The 24,609-nt window shown below is 61.9% G+C and carries 24 protein-coding genes and 1 tRNA gene; 7 read left to right on the top strand and 18 right to left on the bottom strand.

The genetic code is table 11. The features are described 5' to 3' along the window. Positions 1 to 13: 13 nt before the first annotated feature. Positions 14 to 90 (top strand) — tRNA-Arg (locus P1P91_RS05540). 184 nt (positions 91 to 274) lie between these two features. On the opposite strand, the gene P1P91_RS05545 is transcribed toward P1P91_RS05540, so the two are convergent. The 3 genes from P1P91_RS05545 to P1P91_RS05555 form a co-directional block, all read right to left on the bottom strand. Further along, positions 275 to 814: a carboxymuconolactone decarboxylase family protein gene (locus tag P1P91_RS05545; RefSeq protein WP_311885099.1), complete on the bottom strand. Its 540-nt coding sequence runs from the start codon at positions 812 to 814 to the stop codon at positions 275 to 277. Positions 815 to 963: 149 nt separating this feature from the next. Further along, on the bottom strand, positions 964 to 1,152 hold the full coding sequence (locus tag P1P91_RS05550) for a YgaP family membrane protein (RefSeq protein ID WP_311885100.1): 189 nt from the start codon (positions 1,150 to 1,152) through the stop codon (positions 964 to 966). A 59-nt stretch (positions 1,153 to 1,211) separates the two neighbouring features. Next, on the bottom strand, positions 1,212 to 1,796 hold the full coding sequence (locus P1P91_RS05555; RefSeq protein ID WP_311885101.1) for a rhodanese-like domain-containing protein: 585 nt from the start codon (positions 1,794 to 1,796) through the stop codon (positions 1,212 to 1,214). Positions 1,797 to 1,986: 190 nt separating this feature from the next. Here P1P91_RS05555 and P1P91_RS05560 point away from each other — a divergent pair, with 190 nt between their 5' ends. After that, positions 1,987 to 2,310 carry an ArsR/SmtB family transcription factor gene (locus P1P91_RS05560; protein ID WP_311885102.1) on the top strand — a complete coding sequence of 108 codons (324 nt, stop codon included), beginning with the start codon at positions 1,987 to 1,989 and terminating at the stop codon, positions 2,308 to 2,310. A 26-nt stretch (positions 2,311 to 2,336) separates the two neighbouring features. Continuing rightward, a complete protein-coding gene (locus tag P1P91_RS05565) occupies positions 2,337 to 3,218 on the top strand; it encodes an MBL fold metallo-hydrolase (RefSeq protein ID WP_311885104.1) in 882 nt (293 codons plus the stop codon). Between the two features lie 46 nt (positions 3,219 to 3,264). On the opposite strand, the gene P1P91_RS05570 is transcribed toward P1P91_RS05565, so the two are convergent. The 12 genes from P1P91_RS05570 to P1P91_RS05625 all read right to left on the bottom strand — a co-directional run bounded on the left by P1P91_RS05570 (position 3,265) and on the right by P1P91_RS05625 (position 16,211). Then, positions 3,265 to 3,876 (bottom strand): ABC-type transport auxiliary lipoprotein family protein, encoded by a 612-nt coding sequence (locus P1P91_RS05570; protein ID WP_311885105.1) that lies wholly within the window; start codon positions 3,874 to 3,876, stop codon positions 3,265 to 3,267. Then, entirely contained in the window at positions 3,873 to 4,811 is a 939-nt protein-coding gene (locus tag P1P91_RS05575; RefSeq protein ID WP_311885106.1) for an MlaD family protein, read from the bottom strand. The genes P1P91_RS05570 and P1P91_RS05575 overlap by 4 nt, the downstream gene beginning before the upstream one ends. A gap of 2 nt (positions 4,812 to 4,813) precedes the next feature. Beyond that, positions 4,814 to 5,620 carry an ABC transporter ATP-binding protein gene (locus P1P91_RS05580; protein ID WP_311885107.1) on the bottom strand — a complete coding sequence of 269 codons (807 nt, stop codon included), beginning with the start codon at positions 5,618 to 5,620 and terminating at the stop codon, positions 4,814 to 4,816. Continuing rightward, positions 5,617 to 6,729 (bottom strand): ABC transporter permease, encoded by a 1,113-nt coding sequence (locus P1P91_RS05585; RefSeq protein WP_311885108.1) that lies wholly within the window; start codon positions 6,727 to 6,729, stop codon positions 5,617 to 5,619. Before P1P91_RS05585 ends, P1P91_RS05580 begins: the two co-directional genes overlap by 4 nt. Positions 6,730 to 6,926: 197 nt before the next feature. After that, positions 6,927 to 7,106 (bottom strand): hypothetical protein, encoded by a 180-nt coding sequence (locus P1P91_RS05590; protein WP_311885110.1) that lies wholly within the window; start codon positions 7,104 to 7,106, stop codon positions 6,927 to 6,929. Positions 7,107 to 7,415: 309 nt separating this feature from the next. Then, positions 7,416 to 7,889, bottom strand: a complete 474-nt coding sequence (locus P1P91_RS05595; RefSeq protein WP_311885111.1) for a universal stress protein — start codon at positions 7,887 to 7,889, stop codon at positions 7,416 to 7,418. After that, entirely contained in the window at positions 7,879 to 9,480 is a 1,602-nt protein-coding gene (locus P1P91_RS05600) for a BCCT family transporter (protein WP_311885112.1), read from the bottom strand. Before P1P91_RS05600 ends, P1P91_RS05595 begins: the two co-directional genes overlap by 11 nt. Positions 9,481 to 9,673: 193 nt before the next feature. Beyond that, positions 9,674 to 12,901, bottom strand: coding sequence for an efflux RND transporter permease subunit (locus P1P91_RS05605; RefSeq protein WP_311885113.1), 3,228 nt, complete (start codon positions 12,899 to 12,901; stop codon positions 9,674 to 9,676). After that, positions 12,898 to 13,944 carry an efflux RND transporter periplasmic adaptor subunit gene (locus tag P1P91_RS05610; RefSeq protein ID WP_311885115.1) on the bottom strand — a complete coding sequence of 349 codons (1,047 nt, stop codon included), beginning with the start codon at positions 13,942 to 13,944 and terminating at the stop codon, positions 12,898 to 12,900. Before P1P91_RS05610 ends, P1P91_RS05605 begins: the two co-directional genes overlap by 4 nt. Positions 13,945 to 13,953: 9 nt before the next feature. Continuing rightward, positions 13,954 to 14,616, bottom strand: a complete 663-nt coding sequence (locus P1P91_RS05615; protein ID WP_311885116.1) for a cytochrome b/b6 domain-containing protein — start codon at positions 14,614 to 14,616, stop codon at positions 13,954 to 13,956. Beyond that, the gene (locus tag P1P91_RS05620; RefSeq protein WP_311885709.1) at positions 14,613 to 15,236 is read right to left on the bottom strand and encodes a hypothetical protein; all 624 of its coding nucleotides are present in this window, start codon (positions 15,234 to 15,236) and stop codon (positions 14,613 to 14,615) included. The genes P1P91_RS05615 and P1P91_RS05620 overlap by 4 nt, the downstream gene beginning before the upstream one ends. A gap of 42 nt (positions 15,237 to 15,278) precedes the next feature. Further along, positions 15,279 to 16,211, bottom strand: a complete 933-nt coding sequence (locus P1P91_RS05625; RefSeq protein ID WP_311885117.1) for a multiheme c-type cytochrome — start codon at positions 16,209 to 16,211, stop codon at positions 15,279 to 15,281. A 220-nt stretch (positions 16,212 to 16,431) separates the two neighbouring features. On the opposite strand from P1P91_RS05625, the gene P1P91_RS05630 reads away from it, so the two are divergent. Continuing rightward, a complete protein-coding gene (locus P1P91_RS05630; RefSeq protein ID WP_311885119.1) occupies positions 16,432 to 16,905 on the top strand; it encodes a hypothetical protein in 474 nt (157 codons plus the stop codon). 72 nt (positions 16,906 to 16,977) lie between these two features. Further along, positions 16,978 to 17,499: a cytochrome c gene (locus tag P1P91_RS05635; protein WP_311885120.1), complete on the top strand. Its 522-nt coding sequence runs from the start codon at positions 16,978 to 16,980 to the stop codon at positions 17,497 to 17,499. On the opposite strand, the gene P1P91_RS05640 is transcribed toward P1P91_RS05635, so the two are convergent. The 3 genes from P1P91_RS05640 to P1P91_RS05650 form a co-directional block, all read right to left on the bottom strand. Next, on the bottom strand, positions 17,490 to 20,354 hold the full coding sequence (locus P1P91_RS05640; RefSeq protein ID WP_311885121.1) for an ankyrin repeat domain-containing protein: 2,865 nt from the start codon (positions 20,352 to 20,354) through the stop codon (positions 17,490 to 17,492). The genes P1P91_RS05635 and P1P91_RS05640 overlap by 10 nt on opposite strands. Positions 20,355 to 20,555: 201 nt before the next feature. Then, entirely contained in the window at positions 20,556 to 20,870 is a 315-nt protein-coding gene (locus P1P91_RS05645; protein WP_311885122.1) for a DMT family transporter, read from the bottom strand. Continuing rightward, on the bottom strand, positions 20,871 to 21,230 hold the full coding sequence (locus P1P91_RS05650; protein WP_311885124.1) for a DMT family transporter: 360 nt from the start codon (positions 21,228 to 21,230) through the stop codon (positions 20,871 to 20,873). 154 nt (positions 21,231 to 21,384) lie between these two features. Here P1P91_RS05650 and P1P91_RS05655 point away from each other — a divergent pair, with 154 nt between their 5' ends. Beyond that, positions 21,385 to 23,772, top strand: a complete 2,388-nt coding sequence (locus P1P91_RS05655; protein WP_311885125.1) for a Lon protease family protein — start codon at positions 21,385 to 21,387, stop codon at positions 23,770 to 23,772. Further along, the gene (locus tag P1P91_RS05660; RefSeq protein ID WP_311885127.1) at positions 23,756 to 24,604 is read left to right on the top strand and encodes a universal stress protein; all 849 of its coding nucleotides are present in this window, start codon (positions 23,756 to 23,758) and stop codon (positions 24,602 to 24,604) included. The genes P1P91_RS05655 and P1P91_RS05660 overlap by 17 nt, the downstream gene beginning before the upstream one ends. The last annotated feature ends 5 nt before the right edge of the window (positions 24,605 to 24,609 follow it).

Below are 24,609 nucleotides of genomic sequence, written 5' to 3' on the forward strand. Positions count from 1 at the left end.
GCCCTCGCCCTTTGCCCCTATAGCTCAGCCGGATAGAGCGTCCCCCTCCTAAGGGGAAGGCCCCAGGTTCGAATCCTGGTAGGGGCGCCAGTTTCTCTCTCCGCATTGTTACAGATCTCAGCAAAAGAGCAGCAGTCCTGCGGCCTGCATCGCCCGATAAATCGGCCTCTCACAAAACCCCGATAGAGGCGTTGGCGCAGATAGCGAAGGTAAACGTCCACCACCTTGGCGCCGGAACAAAGTCGATATTCCAGACGTGCCTAGGGTGCGCCCGTTAGACCAGCGCCACTTCAGGAAAGTCGATGGCCGGGCGAATCATGTTGTTCATCCAGTTGCTCAGGCTGTTGATGCTGACCAGCCCGACGATTTCGACTAGCGTTGCGTCGTCCAGTCCGGCGTCGCGGGCGGCGTTCAGCGCGCCATCGGTAACGTGGCCGCGCTGTTCCAGCACCGCTAGTGCCAGGTCCAGCAGCACTTGGTCCTGAGGCTTCTCGGCCTTGCCTGCCTGAGCCTGCTTGGCTGCCTCGGCGCTAACGCCTGCCGCCCTGGCGCTGAGCGTATGCCCGCTGACGCAGTAACGGCAGCCGTTGGCGTTGGCCACGGCGAGGGCGATGATTTCGCGCTGGGCAGCGGTAAGCCGGCTGCCTTCGGTGATGGCCTGCTGGGCGGCGAGAAAAGCGTTGAGCGTACCCGGGTGGTGAGCCATGCCAGCAAAGAAGTTGGGCAGCATGCCGAGCTGTTGCTGTACGGCCTGAAGCGCAGGCGCTACGTCATGATCGGCTTTTTCCATGCTGATGATGGGGAGTCGTGACATGAAAGCTCTCTTGAAAGGGGATGTCTTGAAAGAAACGGGCCTGACAACGGATTGGCCGAGTTAGTGCGGGCGGGAGTATTGCCTCCCGCTTGTCGCTGCGTGGCTGTGATTATCATCAACCCAGCCACGCAAGCCGGGTTATATGGCCACTATTTACGCTGGCAGGTATTCAAGCCCAGCAGGCGATAGGCCGGGCAGAAGCTGAAAAAGCCGGTGGCCAGCGGCACTATGCCAACCCAGCCCCAGGCGCCGATGATGCCGGTTAGCGCCAGCAGAATCAGCGCAATGCCGGCGGCGATGCGTACGGTTTTATCGATCTTGCCTACGTTGCGAGTCATGATCTTCTCCAGGGTATCAGTGTGATGGCGTTGGTGGTGTTCCTTTATGCCGGCCGGCGTTATAATTCCGGCTGCCAGGCGACGTCAGAATCTACGTTATAGCTCCAGGGCAGCCCACCGTTGCGCCAGCCGCTGACCGCACGCACACCGGCAGAGTCGCCATCCTTCAGTTGACTACCTTCAAAGCCATCGGTAACCGAATAGACCTCGCTGTAGCCCATTTCATGAATAGCATCTGCCGCCGGTGCACTACGGGTAGAGCCCGAGCGGCACATCACAATGATGGGGTCATCCTCGGCAACGTGCTGTGCCTCCAGCTGTGCGCGCACCTGATCGGCAAAGTCCGTGTTTTGGGTCATCGGCCATGTTTGCGCCTCGGCGTTGAAGTGCTCCCGGTCTGCCAGCAACCAGGGCACATGAATATCAGTGGGCGTGGCAAAGCCGGTGAATTTGATTTCTATCGGGTCGCGCACATCGATCAGCACCGCGCTATCGTCATCCTGCATCAGCGCATAGGCATCCTGGGCATCAACGTAAAGCCCCAACTGGGTTTCCCGATATTGGTCGGGTGAGTTGGCCAGTGTCGGACCGGCGCTCAGCGTTGTTACCAGTAGCCCCAAGGCAAACGTGTGGTGAACATTCATGGGCAAGCCTCTCGAGTCATGATGAAGCAAGGAACAGCCCGGACGGCAGGTTGGCCGGGCGCTGTCTTGACGGGCCAAGTTTTTATAGGCTAGCCGTAATGCCGTAAATTTTCAATAATAATATAATATTAAAAACTAAAATGTATTATGATAAACTGAAGCCATCCACGAAACTGAGAACCCAAGCGCTATGCCCGACGCCACACACATCGAGCTATCTCTCCTGCGTGAGCGAGCCGGCGAGGCCCACAAGCTGCTCAAGACATTGGCCAATATCGACCGCTTGATGCTGCTGTGCCAGCTTTCCCAGGGCGAGATGAACGTCGGCGAGCTGGAACGCGAGCTGGGCATCGAGCAGCCCACGCTCTCCCAGCAGCTGGGCGTGCTGCGCCGGGAAGCGCTGGTCGCCACCCGGCGAGACGGCAAGCAGATTTACTACCGCATCGTCGATGACAAGGTCATGGCGGTGATCGAGACGCTTTACGCGCAGTTCTGCGCGGATGACAGCGACTGACGTTGCGCTTCCATGGAGGATATTTTATGCCTGACCAAGCCCATCAACGGCCGGCGGTTACCGCGTTTTTTGACGAGCCCACTCGCACTTTCAGCTACGTAGTGCGCGACCCGCAAAGCACCGCCTGCGCGATCATCGACTCGGTGCTGGACTTCGACTATGCCGCCGGGAAAACCGACGTGCGCTCCGCCGATGCCATCATCGAGTTTATCCGCGCCGAAGGGCTGACGGTGGAATGGGTGCTGGAAACCCACGTCCACGCTGACCATCTTTCCGCCGCGCCCTACCTGCACGAGACGCTTGGCGGCCAGACCGGCATTGGCGCCAATATCACCGTGGTGCAGGAGGTGTTTGGCAAGGCGTTCAACGCCGGCGCCGAATTCGCCCGGGACGGCAGCCAGTTTGACCGCCTGTTTGCAGAGGGCGACACCTTCGTCATCGGCGGGCTAATGGGCCGGGTGCTGCACACCCCGGGCCATACGCCGGCGTGTTTGACCTACGTCATCGGCGACGCCGCCTTCGTCGGTGATACCCTGTTCATGCCCGACTACGGCACCGCCCGGTGTGACTTTCCCGGCGGCGATGCCCGGGCGCTCTATCGCTCCATTCACAAGGTGCTGGCGCTGCCCGACGACACCCGGCTTTTCCTCTGCCACGACTACAAGGCCCCCGGGCGCGATACCTATCAGCATGAAACCAGCGTCGCCGAACAGCGCGCGCACAACGTGCATGTGCACGAAGGCGTCAGCGAAGCCGAGTTTGTCAAAATGCGCACCGAGCGCGACGCTACCCTGGGCATGCCGCGGCTGATTCTGCCCTCGGTACAGGTCAATATGCGCGCCGGCGAGCTTCCCCCGGCGGAAGATAACGGCCAGGTCTACTTAAAAGTGCCGCTCAATCGCTTCTAGATGTCGGGTCCCGTGTGATTGATCATCCACCAGGCAGCACGCCGCGTTAGTTCTTGTTTGTATTAGCGATAACCCAGTCGACCAGCTGAGTCGCGAGCTTGTCGGCAGCCAGGCCGAAAGCGTCGACTACCGACTCAAGTTGAGGAGAATCGCTTTGCTGACGGACGTCGAAACGCCGGCTGGCGACCACTTTGCGGTTGCTTTCGTCGAGCAGCTGCACGTCTAGGCGGATGACTGCCTGCGGAGCCTGGTCACCGTTGTACTCGCTTTGGAAGGCGCCGAGATCGCTGCTTAGAGTGAGGTCGCTCTGGACTCGACTGCCTTCTCTTACCACTGTTGCCAGGCGTCCGTCCTGGCGAAAGGCCTCGATGAGACGATCGCGCAGCAGCGCCGGCGCATCGTCATTCCACCGTGTTCCGGCGTAGACGCTTATTTCCTGACGGTTGGGACGTACCAGAATGCGTGGACTGGCGAGTAATTGGGCGGCGCGAGGCGTTTCCAGGCGCAGCGTCGTATCAAGCGCTGGCGCTGGCGCGGCAGGCTGCGTCGTGGCCGGCAGCAGGAAGGTACGCTGCGGTGTTTGATCGGGTAGCAGACTGCAGGCCGGCAGGGTCATTAACACGGCGAGGAGAATACTGAGGCGCGCGGGCAGGATCATGGCGTGAACTCCTGGATTGGGTCGCGGCCAAGCAGGAAATCGGCCGGGCTTTCTTCAAGACGACGTGTGATGCGGTTTAGCTGGCCCAGGGTGCTGCGCAGCTCGTGCATGGCGGGGGCAAGGTCGCCGACGCCTTGCAGGCCCTGAGAAAGCGAACCTTCATGAGTGGCGGTTAGCGTTGACAGGCGTGCGGTGGTGGCTGCCAGGTCGCGCATCGCCTGCCGTGCTGCTTGTAGGGTGGGGCGGCCTTGTTCGTCCAGTAAACCCTGAGCGGACTCGCTCAGACGAGTGAAACTTGCCAGGCTTTTTTCAGCCTGTACGCTGGCGCGACTGAACTGGGTCAAAGCCTGATCGATGGCGCCACGCTCGTCGACCAGCGTCTGCGAAGCGATTTCGACGTTCCCCAGGATGCGCGTCAGGTGCTCGGCATTTTCCTCGGAGAGCAGCCGATTGGCTTTTTCCAACAGGGTGTCGACCTGGGCGAAGAGTTCCTCGCTGTTAGAGAGCAGCGAGTTCAGTGGCGAAGGCTTGGCCTCGATCATCGGCGGATTGTTGCGGTTGCCTTGCAGGCGTGGGCTTTGCGGGGTTCCGCCAAGTAGCTGGATATTCATGCTACCGGTGATGTTCGCCAGAGCAAGGCTTGCGCTAGTGTCTTGTTTGACGGGAATATCGCTGTAGACACGGATCAGCGCGCGCACGTGCCGTGGATCTTCGGGGTCGAGACTTAGCCTGACCACATTGCCCACTTCGATACCGCTGTATTGGACTTTATTGCCTTCAGAGAGTCCGCTGACGGCACGGTTGAAACCGACTTCGTAGTAGGCGTAATCGCGCTCGACGCTGGTCTTGCCGAGCCACAGAGCAAACAGCAGAGCGCCACCCAGAGTGATTATCGTGAATAGTCCGATCAGCACGTGGTGGGCGCGGGGTTCCATGATCAGCTCTCCTCGGTAGTATGGGAAATATGGCGGGCAGCACGCCCCCGTGGACCCTGAAAGTAGTCGCGAATCCAGTCGTCATCGAGGGTCGCGACTACATCGAGCCGGCCGCTGGCCAGCACTTTACGGCGTGCCAGCACAGCGACCCGGTCGCAAGTCGCATAAAGGGTATCCAGGTCGTGGGTGACCAGAAAAACGCTGAGCCCAAGGGCGTCGCGCAGAGTCAGCAGCAGGCGGTCGAAGGCTTCCGCGCCAATGGGATCAAGACCGGCGGTGGGCTCGTCGAGGAACAATACCTCGGGATCCAGCGCCAGGGCGCGAGCCAGGGCCGCGCGCTTGACCATCCCGCCGGAGAGTTCGGCGGGGTAGTTGGCCGCCGCCTGGGCGGGGAGGCCAGCCAGTGCCAGTTTAACCTGCGCTAGCATCTCTGCATCGTCCCGGGCAAGGCCGGCATGTTCGATCAGTGGCAGAGCCACGTTCTCTGCGATTGTCAGGGAGGTGAAAAGCGCACCACGCTGAAAGAGCACCCCGAAACGCCTTTCCACTCGCGAGCGGTCCTGTGCGGTGAGCCGTTGTAGGTCCTTGCCGAACACCGTAATAGCGCCGGCTTTGGGGCGCAACAAGCCAATAATACTGCGCATTAATACCGACTTGCCGCTACCCGAGCCGCCCACCACTCCGAGTATTTCACCCTGCCGCAGGTCCAGATCAAGGTCCTCATGGACGACATGGCTGCCAAAGCTGTTTTCCAATCCACGTACCCGGATCAGTGGGTCTTCTATCTGAGCGTCTGCGGCCTGATTCACCAGCCCATCTCCATAAAGAAAAGCGCCGCGGCGGCATCAAGCAGAATAACCATAAAAATCGACTGTACCACGCTGGACGTGGTGTGCTCGCCTACCGACTGAGCGCTGCCGCTGACCTTGAAGCCTTCCTGGCAGCCGATCAAGGCGACCACAAAGGCGAATAACGGCGCTTTGCTTAGCCCGATCAAAAAGTGCTTCAGCGGGATGTCTCGCTGTAAGATGGCAAGAAACTGGGTAAGCGAGATGTCCAGTGCCAGCAGACAGACCAGGGCGCCACCGATCAGCCCGCAGACCATGCCGACGAAGGTAAGGATCGGCATGGTCACCATTGTTGCCAGCACCCGGGGGAGCACCAGCAGTTCCATCGGATCAAGCCCCTGGACGCGGATGGCATCGAGTTCCTCGTGGGCTTTCATGGCGCCAAGCTGGGCAGTGAAGGCGCTGGCCGTGCGGCCGGCAACCAGTATAGCGGCCAGCAACACGCCAAACTCGCGAAGGAAGGCGAAAGCGACCAGATTCACCGTATATATCGTGGCGCCGAAGTCGCGCAGCACCGTGGCGCCCAAAAAGGCCATCACGGCGCCCACCAGGAAGGTCAGCAGGGCGACGATAGGCAGGGCATTGAGGCCCGTCTGATGGATCTGTGCGACTAACGACGTCAGACGCCAGCGACGCGGCCGCCAGATACCGGCGGCAAGCGTTGCCAGCGCCAGGCCCATGAAGCCCAAAAGCTGGCGCTGCTGATGCCAGAGGGTTTCAACCCGCCGGCCGGTTTCGGCCAGGAAGTCCTTTACCGGTTGGGCAGGGCGGGGTTGGGGAGGGGCGCTTTGTGCCATGGCATCGGCTACGGTACGCAGCAGGGCCCGGCGCTCAGCCGGAAGCTCGGGGGCCCAGTCGTCGATGGCCGCGAGTCGCTCGGCGCCAATGAGCTTTGCCAGCAAAGCGGCACCGGCCGTATCCAGGGCGTCAAGCTGCGAGAGATCCAGCGCTGGATGGTTTTTCGTTTGCTGCTCAACCTCATTTCTCAGGCGGGAAAAATGCGCCAGCGTCCAGTCGCCAACAAGGCGCAGGTGGCCGTCTGACGGCGAAATGTGTCCGGGTTGTGTCATGCCTGTACTCCTCGCCGAGCCATGTGGCTGTGACGTTAAGCAACTTGCCGTTGAACGATTTATTTTGCGCATTGCCCACTGTTTCCAGTCCAGGAGGACGCTGGAATGGTGTCTGTCCCTGCCTTGGGCCGCGAGCTGCGGATCAGGTCTCTATTCCTGTCCAATTATACATACAATCATGTACTTAAATAGCAGCGTTATCGTTCCATCAGGTAATCGCCCACGGCGCGGTAGGCGGGTAGCGAGGTCGCATCGCTGGCCGCGTTGGCCGCGTTGGCGGTTTTGGCAAAGGCATCTGGATCGCCGCCCTGGCGAATGCTCTCGATGGTCTTGGCGGGGATCAGCTGCTCACCATCGAGCTCGCCGCGATCGAGCACCAATTGCCCCCGGCGGCCCATATCGCGCAGCGTGGCGTTAAAGCCGCCGCCGGCAAACGGTGTGCCGATCGAGTCAACGGTGTAAAAGGCTTCGCGCTCGGTGCCCGGGTGCGACCATACCCGCTCGGCCAGCCAGTCGGCGACGCTTTGCCCGGTGCTGCGAGCAATCAGCCAGCCCAGCGCATCGGCGCCTGATCGTCCAGCGCACCTTCGGCCACCAGCGTTTCGCCCACCAGCCCGGTGATGGATTTAGTCACCGACATCACCCCCGTGCAGTCCACAGTGTCGCAGTTATTCTATGAATCCAGGTTAACGTTCGTCGCTCTCGCTGGTTTCGTCCGTTGCTTTCATCAGTGTTGGCAGCACCAGTACGGAACAAGGTGCGTTAGTGACTACATATTCAATTGTGGCCCGGCGCATTGGCCAGCGGCTACTGCCGGCTCCCTTGGACACCAGAATAATCAGGTCCACACAGGTCTTGGCCGCCAGCGCCACTAGCTTTTCAGCAGGTTTGCCAGCTGCTACGTGGAGAGTGACGCCATCCTGCATAGCCATAGGCAGATACTTGCGCACCAGCAAGCGAAGGTTTTCCCGGGCTTCTTTTTCCCGCTCTTCCGGCTTTTCCGGGGTAACATGGGGGAAAAAACCCGCCCCACCTGGATTGCATACCGTGCCAAGAAGCAACTCACCGTCCTCACTCAGTAATTTCACGCCTTCTTCCAGTGAGCGCTTGCCTTCGCCATCATCTTCAGAGTCTATGGCTAGCAGTATCTTATGATACATCTTGATTCTCCTTTTTCGGTACGGCAGTCGCCTTCACTTCCGGGAATGCACGCCCCTGCACGAGTTCATTGACGGAATATCCTCGATAATCGGCTCTCACTGCCCGAAATAGCGAAACCGCCATAAATATCAGCAACAGGCAGAACGGTAGCCCAAGAGATGTGATCACGTTCTGTAACGCATCCAGTCCGCCAGCAAGAAGTAGCGTTGCCGCAATAACGCCCTGAGCTGCTGCCCAAAAAATACGCTGGCGCACCAGCGACGGCTGATCGTCTCGTCGGGTCAGCATATCAATGACCAGAGACGCTGAGTCAGAAGACGTCGTGAAGAAAATGACGATGATGATAATGCTGAGCAATGACGCCACATTCGCCAGCGGGAACGCCTCAAGAAACGCAAAAATCGCCACCGAAGGGTCCTGCTGCACTTGTTCTGCCAGTGCCACCTGTCCGTTTATTTCAACGTGAATGGCGGAAAGTCCAAACACGCCAAACCAAACCAGAGTGAAAGCGGTCGGTGCAAACAGCACACTGATAACAAACTCTCGGATAGTCCGGCCCCGGGAAATCCGGGCAATAAAAATACCCACATAGGGCGCCCAGGAAATGGTCCAGGCCCAGTAAAATAGGGTCCACTGGCGCTGCCAGCCAGACTCGGTGAATGTCTGCGTCCAGAAGGAAAGCCAGGGCAGGTTGTCAAAATAATCACCCGCCGCCTGAACCATTCCCTCGGCCATGAACACCGTTGGGCCCACAATCAGTACAAAAAGAATCAGTAGCAGCGCGAGAAAAATATTGATCTGAGACAGGTGGCGCACGCCTTTGTCCAGCCCCAATGCCACCGACATGGCAGCGATACTGGCGATCACCGCAATCAGTACCACCTGTACCCACCCTGTTGAAGGAACACCAAACAGATAAGATAGCCCGCTATTAAGCTGCAAGGTGCCAAGGCCAAGGGAAGTGGCCACACCAAACAGCGTGCCCAGCACGGCTATCACATCTACCGCCCAGCCCAGGGGTCCGTATACCCGCTTACCCAGAATCGGATAGAACAGGCTGCTGATGCGCATAGGCAGATTGTGTCGGTAGGCGAAATAACCGATGGCCAGCCCGGGCATGGCAAATATGGTCCAGGTGTGCAGGCCAAAATGATAAAGCGCTAACGTCATGGCATCACCGGCCGCCCGTTTACTGCCAGCACTAACTCCTTCAAATGGCGGGTTGGCAAAGTGTGAAATTGGCTCAGCCACACCCCAGAACATAAGAATTGTGCCTATGCCGGCGGCAAACAGCATGGTGAACCAGGTAAGGTTGGAGTAGTCCGGCCGGGAATCATCACCGCCCAGGCGGATAACACCATAACGACTGACCGCCAGCCCGAGCAGAAACACCAGTAGCGCGGAAACCGACACTATGTAGAACCAGCCCAGGTTCCTGGCGACCCACCCCGTGAGAACACCGAACGAGTCAGCAACAGCTTGGTCGAAAGGAATAGCCAGTATTACAAACAGCGAAGCTATTGCCGCAGATGTAAAAAAGACACCGGGGATGGTCTGAAGCCCAAGCAGGCGTTGTAACCGTTCCAGCAAGGTGGTTCTCCCTGTTAGTATCCGAAAAAATTAGCAATGTTGCATAAAAGTTCGCTTCAGCTTCAGCCGGCGGACCAGCGAGCGGAATGCGCCTTGGCAGCGCGAGCGGTCCAACCAGCGCGTCTGCCCTAACGCCGCCGCATACTGCGCCTCGGTCCCATAGCGTTCGTCACATCAACAGGACGCATTTCCATCAGATCCAGCCGCGCCGCGCCAGTACGTAATAGAGCAGTGGCACCACCAGAATGGTCAGCAGCGTGGATACGATCAGGCCGAAGATCAGCGAGATCGCCAGGCCGTTAAAGATCGGGTCGCTCAGGATGAAATAGGCGCCGACCATCGCCGAGATCGCGGTCAGAGCGATAGGCTTGATGCGTACCGCGCCGGCCAGCACCACCGCGTCGTCCAGCGCCACGCCTTCATCAAGTAGTTGCTTGATGAAGACTACCAGCAGGATGGAGTTGCGCACGATGATCCCGGCCAGCGCGATCATGCCGATCATGCTGGTGGCGGTGAACTCCCGACCGAGCAGGGCATGCCCCGGCAGGATGCCGATCAGGGTCAGCGGAATTGGCGCCATGATCACCAGCGGCAGCACATAGGAGCGAAACTGGGCCACCAGCAGCAGGAAGATCATGAACACGCCCACGCTATAGGCCGCCCCCATATCGCGGAAGGTCTCGAAAGTGATCTGCCATTCGCCGTCCCACTTGAGTGCGCCAAGCTCCGCCAGGGGCGGCTGGCGGATAAAGTACTGGGCTGGGCTTTCCGGTTCACCGTTCAACTCACTCACCAGCGCGAACATGCCATACAGCGGCGAGTCTATCTTGCCCGCCATGTCAGCGGTGACGTAGGTTACCGGCAGCAGATCCTTGTGATAGCGCGCCCCCTGCCAGGCCGGCTCGCGGAACTCGGCGATACTCGCCAGCGGGATCAGCTCGCCGCCGCGGCTTCTCACCGCGAGCGACAGCAGCGCCGCCTGCTGCGCCTTGTCGCCTTCCCTGAGGATGACCCGGATGGGCACCGGGTACTTGGCATGCTCATCGTGCAGATAGCCGAGGCTGTGCTCTCCCAGCGCGGTCTGGATCGTTTCCACCACCTGGGCCTGGGAAACGCCGAGACGCGCCGCCCGGGCCCGGTCCACCACCAGATCCCACTGGCGGGTGGGTGCGGTCAGGGTGGTATCGATGTCCACCACCCCCTCGATGCTCGCCATGCGTTCGGCCAGGCTTGTGGCGAGTTCCGCTCGGCGCCGGTGATCCGCGGCGTAGACTTCCGCCACCAGCGGTGAGAGCACCGGCGGCCCCGGGGGTACTTCCACGATCTTTACCGCCGCATCAAAGCGTTCGCCGATGGCCTGCAGCGCCGGGCGGATGGCCGTGGCGATCTCGTGAGACTGGCGCTCCCGCCGGGATTCCTCCGCGAGGTTGATCTGGATATCGCCCTGGTAGGGGTCGGCTCGCAGATAATACTGACGCACCAGGCCGTTGAAGTTCAGCGGCGAGGCGGTGCCGGCATAGGCCTGCCAGTTGGCGACCTCATCCACGGTTTCCAGATGTTCGCCCAGGGCCAGCAGCACCTGCTGGGTGCGTTCCATGGGGGTGTGCTCCGGCATGTCGACGACGATCTGCAGCTCAGACTTGTTGTCGAAGGGCAGCATCTTGAGGATCACCGCCTGGAATATCGGCAGGGCGGCGGCCAGCAGCATCAGGCCGATCACGCCCAGGGCGAGCCGCCGCCGACGCCAGCGATGCGCGCCAAGAAACGGCGTGAGCAGCCGACCGAACCAGCGTCGGGTCGTGGGATTGACGCCCTCGGCGGAATTGGTCGCCTGCTCCTCGGCCTGGGCGGCGACGCCTTTTTGATGGGCCAGCAGGCGCAGGGCCAGCCAGGGCGTTACCATGAAGGCGACGATCTGCGAGATCACCATGCCCGCAGAGGCGTTGATGGGGATCGGGCTCATGTAGGGCCCCATCAATCCGGTGACGAAGGCCATGGGCAGCAGTGCCGCCATGATGGTGAGGCTGGCCATGATGGTCGGCGTGCCTACCTCGTCCACCGCCACCGGGATGATGTCCTTGACCGGATGGCGGCTGGTGCGGATGCGGCGGTTGATGTTCTCGGTGATCACGATGCCATCGTCCACCAGGATGCCGATGGAGAAGATCAGCGCGAACAGCGATACCCGGTTCAAGGTAAAGCCCCAGGCCCAGGAGAAGACCAGGGTCAGCAGCAGCGTGACCAGCACCGCCACACCGACGATCAGCGCCTGGCGCCAGCCCATGGCGGCGAGTACCAGCAGCACCACGCCCAGGGTCGCGGAGATCAGGTCCGAGATCAGCTGGCGGGCCTTCGCCGAGGCGGTTTCGCCGTAGTCGCGGCTGACCACCACCTCGATGCCTTCCGGTAGCGCTCGATTGCGCAGGCCTTTCAGACGCCGCTCGATGGCGGTGGTGATATCGATGGCGTTTTCCCCCGGCTTCTTGGCGATGGCCAGGGTCACGGCGGGGTACAGCTCGCCGGCGGTTCCGGGCCGTTCGCTTGCCGCCGGACCGAAGCCCATCATCACGCTGTGATCCGGATTGCTGTCGCCTCGGCTGACCTCGGCCACGTCGTCGAGAAACACCGCCGCCCCTTCGTGCATGCCGACCACCAGCCGGCGCAGGGTCTCGACATCGGCAAGTAGCGTTCCCGTCTTGAGCGGGATCGATACGCCGTCGCGGGTGATGCGGCTCTCCTGGGTGCTGGCGTTGGCGGCGCGCAGGGCGTCCTCGATATCCCCCAGGGTGAGGCCGAAGCCCTTGAGCAGCGCGGGATCGAAGCGCACCTCCACCCGGTCCGGGGTACCGCCCACGGTGTAGATGTCGCGGGTACCGGGCACCCGCTTGAGCGCCACCTCCAGGGTGTGGGCGAGCCGGGTCAGCTCCGCGCCGGTGCGACTGCCGCTCGGGTCGTACAGGGTGAGGGTCATGATGGGCACGTCGTCGATGCCCTGGGGCTTGACCAGCGGTTGGCTGGCGCCGAGATCTGCCGGCAGCCAGTCCTGGTTGGAGTAGACCTGGTTATACAGCCGGACCAGCGCTTCCTGACGGCTAAGGCCCACCTCGAACTCCACGGTGATCACCGCCTCACCCTGGCGCGACACCGAGTAGACGTGCTTGATGCCTTCGATCTCGCTCATTACCTGCTCCGCGGGAATGGCGATCAGGCTTTCCACCTCGGCGACGCTGGCGCCGGGCAGGCCGACGAAGATGTCCGCCATGGTGACGTCGATCTGGGGCTCTTCCTCCTTGGGCGTGATCACCACCGACAGGATACCCAGCAGGATCGCCATCAGCGCCAGCAGCGGGGTCAATTGAGAGTTCTGGAAGACGCGAGCGATGACGCCGGAGGGGCCGACCGAAGGCAAGGGATGACTCACTGACTGACCTCTCCCTCGGCGATATCGAGCCACTCGCTGCCGAACAGAGCCTCCGGGGCCGTCGCCACCCGTTCGCCTTCGTCGAGCCCGGCCAGCACCTCGACCCGGCCGTCGCGCTCGATGCCGGTGCGGACCTGGCGCAAACGCGGACGATCGTCGTCATCCAGCACGAAGACCGCGGTCAGCTCGCTGTGGTGGAAGACCGCGCCGGCCGGCACCCACAGCGCCTCGCGAGTGGCCACCGGCACGTCCACCTTGACCAGCATGCCCGAATAGAGCCCTTCGCCGGGCTCCGGCAGCGCCAGGCGCAAGCGAAACGTGTGGGCCTGCTCACTCGCATAGGGATAGAAGGTCATCTCGCCGGTCTTCAGGATACGGCCGTTTGCCAGCGTCACCCGGGCCTGGCGCTGGACCCTGACCAGGTCGGCGTAGCGCTGGGGGAGATCAACCACTACCCGCAGCTTCTTCAGCGACAGCCCGGTCAGCAACGGCTGACCGGGACTGACCGACTCGCCTACCTCGACGTGTCGTTCGATCAGGATGCCGCTATAGGGAGCGCGGACGCGAGTGTATTCCAGCTGCTCCCGAGCCTCGGCTAGAGCGGCCCCGGCGCGACTCACGCCGGCCCGGGCGCTGGTCAACGCATTACGGGCCTGGTCGAAGTCCTGTTGCGAGACCAGGTTACGTTTGCGCAGGGACTGCGACCGAGTGAAGCGCTGACGAGCATCTTGCAAACTTGCCTGGGCGTCCTCAAGGCCAGCCCGGGCCTGATCGCGCCGGGCACGCTGTTCGCTGTCCTCCAACTGCACGATCAGCTCGCCGGCGGCCACCCGGTCGTCCACGTCGAAGGGCAGGCGCATCACCGTGCCCGAGGTTTGGGCGGAAACCGTGCTCTGCTGCACAGCCTCGATCATTCCGTCGAGTCGCAGCGACTCGTGCAGGGCATCCCGCTTGACCTCTGTGACGGGAATTTCCGCCTGGGCGCCGAGACTGAACAGGACGACGGCGAAACCGCACAGCAGAAGGCGACATACAGGGATCATTTTGAAGGATTACCTCCTGCTGGGCGGGCGCCGCGTCTCGACGAATTCTCGGCCGGACACGCCTTTTGCGGGCGGGCGCTCCCGGGTGTCTTCATAGCCGGTGATCATGGGCTTGACCATGCTGAAAACCGTCTTGCCCATGGTGGCCATATAAACGTGGCCGATCACGAAGATCAGCATGGCAAAGGCCGCTGCGGTATGTACCAGGGCTACATTGCCCAGGGTAATGCTGTCTTGCAGCCAGGCGGGCCAGTGATTGTAGAAAAGATACAGCAGCCCCGAGACCCAGATGGCCGGGGAGATCACCAGCTTGAAACCCAGATAGGCCAGGCGCTGCAGCGGATTGTGCTTGGCCTGGGTGGTCTGGCGGAAAGGGTGTTCGGCGCCGGTGAAAGTGCCGATCAGATAATAGTGGATCACCGCGCCCAGCCTGTCGGCGGTGGGGATGTACTGGCGCCACTCGCCGGTAGTGAGGTGCCAGAAGATCGCCAGGATCCACAGGCCGATCAGCGCGTAGGCCGCGAACCCGTGCAGCCGGGCTGCCGGGCCGAAGCCCAGCGCCTGGTAGCTGCCGTGAATCTCGAAGCCGGTGAACATCAGAAAGAAGATCAGCGCCGCCTGGCTCCAGTGCCAGAAGCGTTCGAAGCGCTTGTAGATCATTTCGCGTTTCATGAGCGTTTCCTCCGACGCCGAGTCACGATTCGTCCGCCGGCGTGGGTCAGGCTGCCGGCCAGCACCAGCAGGGCGGCGCTCCAGCCCAGGCGATCCAGCCAGATGCTGCGGTCCCGGGCGGGAAGATAAAAATCGGACAGCGCCGCCAATCGCCCGTTGCGGGAGTGGCATTCACTGCACGCCAGGGCGTCTTCGCTGGGCGCTACCATATGGGTGATCGGCCAGTGCATGCGGGTTTCCACGAAGTTGAATTCGCCGCTGTAGGGCTGATCGGCGTATTCGGTGCCGGCCTTCAGCGCTTTGGCCCAGTCAAAGTTTGTCCACAGTGCGGTATCGTCGTCGGCGCTGTAGACGTGGTTGACCAGCAGATGCTTGTTGATCGGATCATAGGGCTGCTTGCCCTGCATGATCTTGAACGGCCAGATGCGCGAATCCGGATCTTCGTGGCTGCCCTTGAGGCTGTTGATCTCGATGGGCTGCTGGCTATCGTCGAGCGGATCGGTGCGCAGCGTATAGCGGACGTCACCGTCGAACCAGCGATACTCGGGCACTACGTTCTCATCATGGCGGAAGTTGCCCTTGGTGCTTAGGTATTCCAGATTGCCGTCCTCGTCGCGTATCTTGAGCGGCTCGCCATCCTCGCCGAGCCGTCCGGCAGTGGACTAGTCCCACCAGGTCCTGGTGGCGACGCCGCCGCGAGCGAATTCGGGGATATGGCAGCTCTGGCAGGCGACCTGATCGACGTGTTCGTTGAGCTTGGTGGATCCATGCGGTTCGACGCCGTGACAGGATTCGCAGGAAGCCCGCGAAAAGTCGGTGTGGCCCGGCACGTCGATGCCCTGGGTATCCCGGGCCGTAGCCAGATAGCGGCTGCCGCTAACGCTGTGCGCCGAGGTGGTGTGGCAGTCGGCGCAGGCAAGGTCGGCGCCGTTTGCGGACATGTGCACGTCCAGCGACAGGGGAGCATTGATCAGCGATGAATCCAGATCGCCGTGCTTCACGCCGTCGTCGCCGCCGCCGTAGAAGTGGCAGCTGCCGCAGTTCTGCTTGTCGGACGGGCCGATGTGTTGGGCAACCCGGGCCAGATCGGGCGGCTGTCTGGCCCCTTCGTCGGCAGGGTCGAGGAGTTCGTAAGCGGGATGCCCGGCACCGGTGGGGGATTTCCAGTAGTCGCCGGTGGTGTCGTGGCAGACCAGACAGTCGACGCGGTTATTGGCAATCGGTGGCTCCTGGCGCATGTCCTTCCAGCCGTAGCCGGTGTGGCAGCTGGTGCAGAAGGGCTCGTTGGAGGCCACCGAGCCGCAGAAGCTGTTGACCACGTGGCGCTTGCCGAGGAGCTGTCGAGTCTCGGGGTGCAGATACTCCCAAGTCCAGTGAGTGGTCGCCTGGAGTTGATCGGCGGCTTCGGTGTGACAGCCAAGGCATGCTTCGGTGACGTCGGGCCCCGAGTCGAAAGGGCCTTGCAGCTCCTCGAAGCGTTTGTGATCTGCCGTTGAGGGCACGGTGCGTTCCAGCGCTGGCGTCGCGCTCGACACAAGCGCCAGTAAGGTAGTCGCGAGCCCCCACAGGATTCGCCGTGTCAATGCTTTATTCATGCTCCCCCCCCTTTGAGCCGCTGTCCCGCTTTGTCCGCGCTCTCCCGAAACCGGTCAATTTCCAGTGCGATCTCTTGTCGCATTGTCGTTGGGGTCTATTTACAATGTTATAGAAAATATTATATTAAAAAATAAATTAAAAAGCTATAGTGTAACGACCTTCTCTACATTCGGGGAGGAGCGCTCTCCCGCCGGGAGACACATATCAAGGAGAAAACCAATGAACTCATCACGCTTAACTCGTTTCTTCCTGCCGCTGGCTACTCTCGCTTTGGGGCTTGGTGCCAGCCTTGCTTCCCACGCAAGCTCCGAAGCATCCGCCGAGCAAGGTGCCGCAGAGAAAGCCATGGTGATCGTCACCAGCGATTCGCTGCAGACCCAGGGCATGGCTATGGTGCTGTCCCGCACCATGCAGCAGCAGGGCGCGGAGTTGAACATCCTGCTCTGCGACCAGGCCGGGGATCTGGCGATCGCCGACTACCAGAGCGAATCCGCCCTGGCGCCCAAGGACATGAAGCCCGAAGGGTTGCTGCAGATGATCATGGACGACGGGGCGAAGGTAGCGGTCTGCGCGCTCTACCTGCCCAATAGCGACTATCAGGAAAGCGATCTGCGCGAGGGCGTGAGCGCCGCCGAGCCCGGTCCCATGGCCGAAATGATGCGCGATCCGGATACCAAGGTCTTCCACTTCTAGTCGCTACGCCGGCGGCCGCGCTCGATCGGCGTCTTCGTGACGAGCAAGCCAACCTGAAGCGAGGTGCAAGCCATGAACAAGAAGCAGAGCTATCGAACCATCCTGTCCGTCGCGATGCTGGCGAGCCTGGCAACGAGCGGCGCGGTTGTCGCCGCGCAGCCCGTGGGGCCTGATTTGACCGATAAGCTGCGTGGCCTGCTGGTCAAGGAGATGGTCGAGATCGAGGCGGCGATGCAGGAGACCTACAGCGCCATCATCCAGGGCAAGCATAATGAGGTGGCGCAGAAGGGGCAGGCCATCCACGACAGCTTTATTCTCGAGCAGTCCCTGACCGAGCAGGATGAACAAGATCTGGTAGCGGCGGTGCCCCAGGAATTCCTGCAGATGGACGGGCGCTTCCACCGGCTGGCGGCGTCGCTGGCCGAGGCGGGCAAACAGCAGGATACCCAGGCCCAGGTCAATACCTTCAACCGCATGACCGAATCCTGCGTGGCCTGTCACAGCCGCTACGTGACGGATCGTTTCGAGGGGCTGGATAACCAGTCATTCCCCGCGGCCTGGGGACATGACGCAGGCGGTGACTCTCAAGGCTGATTCGCGCCCTCCCCAGACCGATCTATCTCCAGGACACGGCGCAGGGTGTCCAGACGATCCCGCTGCCACCGATCATGGTCGTGCAGGAAATCGGCGCCAAACCGGCGAGCCTCCTGGGGAGAAAGAGTTTCCGCGAAGCGGCGGATGTCCAGGTCCTCCAGCGGGAACCGCTGGTGCAACGGGATCCACGCCGAGCCGTCGCGAAGCTTCAGGGCCGGGTTGAGCGCGTAATGGCCGCGTTTCAGGCGCAGGAACAGCTTGCGGTTGTAGCGATCCTCGCGCCGGAGCTCGTTCTTGGACAGGATGCTCGAGAGATACTGCCGTCGCTTGCGGCGCGGCGGCAGGACCCGGTCGGGAAGCCGGGCCACCCAGGCCTCGATATCCTGGGCGGTGTAGCCCTGGTGCCATACCATGGCCGGGCCGAGATGGCGATAGAACATGGCCTGAAGGAGCTCAAGAAGGAAGGTCTCCATCAGTCGGCGATCGAGCTTTACCAGGCGGCCGTCGACCTGCACGCCAAGGCTCGCCGGCGCCAGCAGGGGATAGAGGCCGGCCAGGCGCTGGCGGGCGAAGGCGTCGTCGAGCATCGCCTGCTCCAGGGCGAAGTGCAGGGCGGTGAAGCCATTGTTAGCGGTCAGCATCGGGTCGGCGCCCCGCTCGATCAGCTGCTCCACCAGAGTGGCGTTGCCCAGCCGCGCCGCGATCATCAGGGGTGTGAGGCCGAAACGCGTGCGATGATCCACGCCGTAGCGCTGGGTATCCCGGAACACCGCCGTAGGATGCTTCATCTCGTAGCTCATGAAATGGTTACGGTGGAGCTGGCGCATCGCCTTGCTCTCGGCGTCCAGGGCGGGCTTAAAGCCGGCCTCGGCAAGGGCGTTCAGGGTGGGGCGGTGATGGTGAAGCAGGGCGTATTCGAAGAGCTCGAGGCGCTCCTTCTTGCCGCCCTCGGCGAGGACCCGATCGCGTAGCGCCTCGAAGCCGGCGCGGTCCAGCACCGTCCAGGGCACCGGCTGTTCCTCCAGTATCTGCTCGCGAATCGCCTGGGCCTGCTCGTCCTTGCCCTGAAGCTCGAGGCGCCTGGCCTCATGCTGCCAGTCCTCGAGGGAGGAGTCGTCCTGCTCCAGCTGGAGTTCACCTTCCAGGCTTTCCACTTGCAGGAGTTTCAGCACCGGATGGTCGAGCCGCGTCTCCACCAGGTAGACATGGCGCACCGCCCGGGTCACCGCCACGTAGAGGGCATTGATGAAGAACTTGTAGATCTCCAGCGATTTATCGTGCTTGTCCTTGGCGCGGCGGTAGCTGAGCTCCTCGCGCTCCAGCGCCTCGGAGTCCACGCCCCTGGCGATCTTCTGGAACATCTCTGCATCATCGCTGATCACGTTGTAAAGGATGACGCTGTCGTATTCCAGCCCCTTGGCTTCCTGGATCGAGAAGACCAGGGGGGTGCGGAACCAGCGCCTGGCCTCCGCTTTCTGCTCAGGATGCAGTACCACCACCGCGAAGCGCGTGGAGCGCGCGGTGCGGCTGTCGAGCTCGTGCTTGAGCGCTTCCCGGTTCTCCAGCAGCTGTACCTGCCCCGACTGCTCGACGGCGCTGCGCACCAGGTAGTTGCTCTCGCGATCCACCGAGCCGAAGCGCGCATGCTTGAGCTTGAGGATGCGGTTGGCCAGCGCCGTGACCAGCGGCGCGTTGCGATAGTTGGCGTGCAGGATGCGCACCACTTCGCCGTGACCGGTCAGGCCGCGCTCATGAAAGAACAGCGACTTGACGCTGGCCCAGGAGAAGAAGTTGGGGTGCACGATCTGGTTGGCGTCGCCGCTGAGCAGGAACTGACCGGGCTCGCGCAGGGTGTGCAGGATCAGGTAGAGCTGCACGTTGGTGATGTCCTGTACCTCGTCGACCACCACGAAGTCGTAGCTTGGCCGCACGAGGGCGAGGTGATCGTGGGCGACCAGGTTGGGATCATAGAGCCCCTGCTCATCGAGGAAGACGAGGTAGCGCTCGAAGAGGTCATAGACCCGGGGTCGATCGGTTTCCGGAAATATCGATTGCTTGACGCCGAGCTCCAGGTACTCCTCCCGGGAACGCCAGCCGCCCTCGGTGACCGGCCCGGTGATCACGCCGCGGATCTCCTCGTAGAGCTTGTGCGGATCGCTCAGACCGCTGCCCTGGCGATGGCGCTGGAACCAGGCCTGGAAGTCGCGGGTCTCGACCTGCCGCCCCTGCGGCACCTGGATGCTTTCCAGCAGCTCCTGAAACGACAGGAAGTCCACCGACTGGTCTGGGTTGTCGTAGCCGTGGGCGTAGTAGAGATCCCGGGCGCTGGTCACCAGATAGGAGGAAAGGCTGACGTAGAGCACCTCGCCAATGGCTTCCTTGAGCTTCTCGAGAATCAGCGCCGTCTTGCCGCTGCCGGCGGAACCGACCACCACCAGCGGCGGCGGGGAGGCGAAGATATCTTCCTGCTCATCGTCGAAGGTCAGGATCTTGTCGAGCAGATGGAAGCGTTCGCGGGTTGGATGCAGATAACCCAGGGACTCAGCGTCCGCTTCTTCCGGGGTGGCAATGCGCGGAATCTTGTCCTCGTCGATCACCGCGTCGCCGGCCAGGAAGCGCGAGCGCTCGTAGGCGTGGTTGCGCAGGTATTCGAGTATCAGACAGCAGGTCTCGCCCGCGTGCCGGTAAAGCGAAAACAGCACCCGGTCGCGCTTGTTGAGCCGTGCCCGATAGAGGTTGTCGCCGATCTTGCGAACATCGGCCTGGCGAAAGTTGTCCGCCTCCAGGGCGGTGCGCAGCTTCCGGAAACCGGGAATCGATTCCGCGTCTAGATCGCTATAAAGCAAGACTCGCATGGGGGTATGGGCCGTGTTTGTCTGGCGGGTACGCCAGGATGCCGAGATGTCCTGCCGCGCAGGAGCTGGTCGTTGCAAAGCACGATTGTTGCAGAGGTCCGATTAGAGAGCAAAGAGGGGGTAAGCAAAGCTCAGGGAGCAGCGGCATAATGCCGAGGCGTCGCGCCAGCCACCAGCGCAGCAGAAGGCGCTCATGGCTTGCTATGCTACGACTTTTAAACCGACGGCACCACAGATGATAAAGGTCAGGAACACAAGGCGGAGACGGCTCATGGGCTCCTGGAAGAATACCACGCCCATGATGACGGCCCCTGTGGCTCCCAGCCCGGTCCAGATCGCATAGGCGGTTCCCAGAGGGATCTCGCGCATCGCCAGGGCAAGAAAGTAAAAGCCCAATGAGAAGACGACGATAACCGTCAGCAGCCATTTCCATGAGTTTCTTTTCAGATACATGTTGATGCTGGCAACGCCAAAGATTTCTCCGAAACTGGCAATAAACAGGTAGATCCAAGCCATTTATGCACGGCCTCCCTTTGAGGTCGGAGCCTTTTCAAGTGGCTTCTGGTCAGCTCCAGTGGTGAGCTGAACCCCGACAACCCCAACAATGATAGACAGGATAAACAGCCCCTTGAGGAAGGTAAACGGCTCGCCGAGCAGGGTGAAGTCGATAATGGCGATGGCGGCCGCACCGGAGCCTGTGAAGGTTGCATAGACCGCCCCGGAAGGCAGCACGGCGCAGGCCTTGATGATGAAATAAAAGCTGAAGATGAGAGCGACAACCGTTCCAGACCACATCCAGAGATTGTCTGAATACTTCAATCCCAGGACCCAGAAAATTTCTACAAATGCCGCCCAGAAAACATAAGTCCAACCCATTAATCGCACCCTGAAAAGCTAGCTATCCTTTAAGCGTAGTGAGAGCTCATGCTACATGATTGAAGGTGTTACCCTGTCATGAAGGCATTTATTCAGTGTTTTCCTGACTTGTTATGCCACTATATTACTTGAACTCAGGGGACATGAGGAAATCATGACGGCTCAACCCGAACCGCTTGCCGCTGACCGGCTCTACCGACATTGCGACCCGGATTCGCTGGATTTCGAGACCAGCGACGAACTCAAGCCGCTCGACCAGCTGATCGGCCAGGATCGAGCTCTTGGGGCGCTGCGCTTCGGTACCGGCATCCAGGGGCAAGGCTACAACTTGTTCGTGCTCGGGCCAGCCGGTGCGGGAAAGCACGAGATCGTGAAGCGTTTCCTGCATGAGCGCTCAAATCAGGCATCAACACCTTCTGACTGGTGCTACCTGCACGATTTCAAGCAGGGCAGGCATCCGCGACTCATTGAGTTGCCGGCGGGGCAAGGCAAGCGGTTTCTCCGAGATCTCGAGCAGCTGGTCGAGGAATTGCAGCACGCCATTCCCGCCACCTTTGAAAGCGACGAGTATCAAAGCCGCCTGCACGAGATCAAGCAGGAGCTCGGCCAGCGCCAGAGCGAAGCGTTTCGCGAAATTGGCAAGGAAGCCGAGCAGGACCATATCGCCCTGATCCAGTCGCCCAACGGCTTCAGCTTCGCTCCGCGCGACGACGAAGGCGAGGTGATGGAAGTAGAAGTGTTTCAGGAGCTTCCAGAAGAGCGTCGCGAAGCCATTCAGCACACCATCGCGGCGCTGCAGGAGAAACTGCAGAAAGCGGTCCAGCAGATGCCACGCTGGCGCAAGGAGGTGCAGCAGCGCATTCAGGAGCTCAACGAAGAAATGGCCGCAGCCTCGGTGGGGCCGCTGCTCGAGGAGCTGCGCGAGACGTATCGTGATCACCCCGGAGTTGTCGAGCACGTCAATGCCGTCCAGAAGGACGTAACCGAGAACGTCAATGCGCTGATCAGCCAGGAATCGCCCGGCGAAGGCTCAATGGCATCGGTCTTCAGCCGCTATCAGGTCAGCCTGCTGGTGGACAACGCCGAGCAGCAGGGCGCGCCGGTGATCTACGAGGACATGCCGACCTATCAGCAGCTGGTAGGGCGGGTGGAGCATCAGGTCCATCAGGGGGCGCTGCTGACCGACTTTCGCCTGATTCGAGGCGGTGCTCTGCACCGCGCCAACGGTGGCTACCTGATCCTGGACGCCGCCAAGGTGCTGACTCAACCCTTTGTCTGGGAGGGCCTCAAGCGCTCTCTCTACGGGGCACGCGTCAAGATCGAGTCCCTGGAACAGCTCTACAGCCTGGCCAGCACCGTTTCCCTGGAGCCTGAGCCCATGCCGCTGGACCTCAAGGTCGTGCTGATCGGCAATCGCATGCTGTATTACCTGCTGTGCGCTCATGACCCGGACTTCCTGGAGCTGTTCAAGGTGCAGGCGGATCTTGAGGAAGACGTGGAGCGCGACGCGGACACCCAGCAGCTCTATGCGCGCCTGTTCGCCACCCTGGCCCGGGAAGCCGAGCTCAAGCCACTCGGGCGCGATGCCGTGGCGCGGCTCATCGAGCACGCCAGCCGCCTGGCCGACGACAGCGAGCGACTGTCCGTTCAGCGCCGCGCTTTCCGCGATCTGCTGCGCGAGGCGGACTATTGGGCCGCCGAGGCAGAAAGCGATCGCATCGGCGCCGCGCACGTGCAGCACGCCATCGATCAGCAGGTCTATCGCGCTGCGCGGATCCACGAGAGCATGGAGCGCTCGATCCTGCGCGATATCATGCTCATCGATACCGCCGGGGAGGCCCTGGGGCAGGTCAACGGCCTGTCGGTGATTCAGCTTGGCGGCCAGGCCTTCGGGCGTCCCACTCGCATTACTGCCACGGCGCGTCCTGGGCGCGGTGGCCTGGTGGATATCGAGCGCGAGGCCAAGCTCGGCGGCAACATCCACTCCAAGGGGGTGATGATCCTGTCGCGCCTGCTGGCCTCGCGCTATGCGGGTGAATCAGCCATGTCGCTGTCGGCGAGCCTGGCCTTCGAGCAGTCTTACGGCATGGTCGACGGTGACAGCGCCTCCGTGGCCGAATTTTGCGCTTTGCTCTCGGTGCTTGCCGAGGCGCCGCTGCGCCAGTCCCTGGCGGTGACCGGTTCCGTCAATCAGCACGGGCAGGTACAGGCAGTGGGCGGCGTCAACGAGAAGATCGAAGGGTTTTTCGATATCTGCCAGGCGCGGGGGCTGGACGGCAGTCACGGCGTCCTGCTGCCCAGGGCCAACGCGGTGCACCTCATGCTGCGCAGCGATGTGGTAGAGGCGGTGCGCGCCGGACAGTTCAAGGTCTATGCCATCGATAGCGTGGACGAGGCCATCGGCCTGCTGACCGGCCTCGTCCCCACCGATACCCTCAATCGGCGCGTCGCTGATCGCCTGACCAAGTTCGCCAACATCGGTCGCCAGCAGAGCGACGGCGACAACCGACAGGATGCGAACCGCCATGACGACTCACGATGATGATCGCCTGATCCAGCGGGTCGTGGTACTGCTCGACGGCAGCCGTCGCGCCCAGCTGCTGCTCGACGAGGCCGCGCGGCTGGCCAAGCGCGAAGGGGCGGAGCTCGTGGGACTCTTCGTCGAGGACACGGAACTGCTGCGGGCCGCCAGTCTGCCCCTCGGCGGCGAGATCGGCCTGGTGTCGGGAAGCCTGCGCCCCGTAGCACCGGAGGCGCTGGAACGCCGCCTGCGCCAGCAGGCGGGTCGTCTGCAGGCGCTGCTTGCCGCCACGGCAGGCCGCCATGCGCTGCGCTGGCGTCTCGAGGTCAATCGCGATCGCCTCGAGGCGGCGGCCTTAGCCGCCACCATGGCGGACGATTTGCTCGTGCTTTATCGGGCTGGCTGGCGGCATCCGCCCGAGGGAGGCTTCGCCAGTCGAACCCTTAGCCGCATGCTTGGCGCCGCCCGCTGCCGGGTGATGATGCTCGGCGAGAGGGTCTCGGCGGGCGCGCATCCCATTCTGGTCTTCCAGCCGCCGGACGAGGCCGGCCAGCGCGCCATGAACGAAGCGCTGCGCCTAGCGCAGGCTACGAACCAGGAACTGCTGGTGCTATTGCCTCCTGGTGTCGAACGAGACGAACGCACCCGAGCGGCCATCGAGGCCTGGAGCGCGCGTCAGGACCGACGTCCGCGCTATCTGGCCTTTGAGGGCGATATCATGGCGCTGATCGCGCTGTTGCAGCGGGAGCGCGCCGGTGCGCTGGTGCTGCCCCGGGGGCATGCGCTGCTGCGCGGCGTGGCCGGCGAACATTTGCTGGAGGCGAGTGATAGTGCGCTGATTGTCGTTCCTTAGGTTAA

Source organism: Halomonas piscis (assembly GCF_031886125.1).
In the GTDB taxonomy this organism is placed as follows: domain Bacteria; phylum Pseudomonadota; class Gammaproteobacteria; order Pseudomonadales; family Halomonadaceae; genus Vreelandella; species Vreelandella piscis.

Bases quoted from the DNA above. Each gene is read 5' to 3' on its own strand.
- P1P91_RS05595 (WP_311885111.1), bottom strand. From the start codon at position 7,889: ATGTATCATAAGATACTGCTAGCCATAGACTCTGAAGATGATGGCGAA.
- P1P91_RS05610 (WP_311885115.1), bottom strand. From the start codon at position 13,944: ATGATCCCTGTATGTCGCCTTCTGCTGTGCGGTTTCGCCGTCGTCCTG.
- P1P91_RS05565 (WP_311885104.1), top strand. From the start codon at position 2,337: ATGCCTGACCAAGCCCATCAACGGCCGGCGGTTACCGCGTTTTTTGAC.
- P1P91_RS05575 (WP_311885106.1), bottom strand. From the start codon at position 4,811: ATGGAACCCCGCGCCCACCACGTGCTGATCGGACTATTCACGATAATC.
- P1P91_RS05660 (WP_311885127.1), top strand. From the start codon at position 23,756: ATGACGACTCACGATGATGATCGCCTGATCCAGCGGGTCGTGGTACTG.
- P1P91_RS05640 (WP_311885121.1), bottom strand. From the start codon at position 20,354: ATGCGAGTCTTGCTTTATAGCGATCTAGACGCGGAATCGATTCCCGGT.
- P1P91_RS05645 (WP_311885122.1), bottom strand. From the start codon at position 20,870: ATGGCTTGGATCTACCTGTTTATTGCCAGTTTCGGAGAAATCTTTGGC.
- P1P91_RS05560 (WP_311885102.1), top strand. From the start codon at position 1,987: ATGCCCGACGCCACACACATCGAGCTATCTCTCCTGCGTGAGCGAGCC.
- P1P91_RS05635 (WP_311885120.1), top strand. From the start codon at position 16,978: ATGAACAAGAAGCAGAGCTATCGAACCATCCTGTCCGTCGCGATGCTG.
- P1P91_RS05550 (WP_311885100.1), bottom strand. From the start codon at position 1,152: ATGACTCGCAACGTAGGCAAGATCGATAAAACCGTACGCATCGCCGCC.
- P1P91_RS05615 (WP_311885116.1), bottom strand. From the start codon at position 14,616: ATGAAACGCGAAATGATCTACAAGCGCTTCGAACGCTTCTGGCACTGG.
- P1P91_RS05625 (WP_311885117.1), bottom strand. From the start codon at position 16,211: ATGAATAAAGCATTGACACGGCGAATCCTGTGGGGGCTCGCGACTACC.
- P1P91_RS05585 (WP_311885108.1), bottom strand. From the start codon at position 6,729: ATGACACAACCCGGACACATTTCGCCGTCAGACGGCCACCTGCGCCTT.
- P1P91_RS05655 (WP_311885125.1), top strand. From the start codon at position 21,385: ATGACGGCTCAACCCGAACCGCTTGCCGCTGACCGGCTCTACCGACAT.
- P1P91_RS05545 (WP_311885099.1), bottom strand. From the start codon at position 814: ATGTCACGACTCCCCATCATCAGCATGGAAAAAGCCGATCATGACGTA.
- P1P91_RS05630 (WP_311885119.1), top strand. From the start codon at position 16,432: ATGAACTCATCACGCTTAACTCGTTTCTTCCTGCCGCTGGCTACTCTC.
- P1P91_RS05650 (WP_311885124.1), bottom strand. From the start codon at position 21,230: ATGGGTTGGACTTATGTTTTCTGGGCGGCATTTGTAGAAATTTTCTGG.
- P1P91_RS05555 (WP_311885101.1), bottom strand. From the start codon at position 1,796: ATGAATGTTCACCACACGTTTGCCTTGGGGCTACTGGTAACAACGCTG.
- P1P91_RS05570 (WP_311885105.1), bottom strand. From the start codon at position 3,876: ATGATCCTGCCCGCGCGCCTCAGTATTCTCCTCGCCGTGTTAATGACC.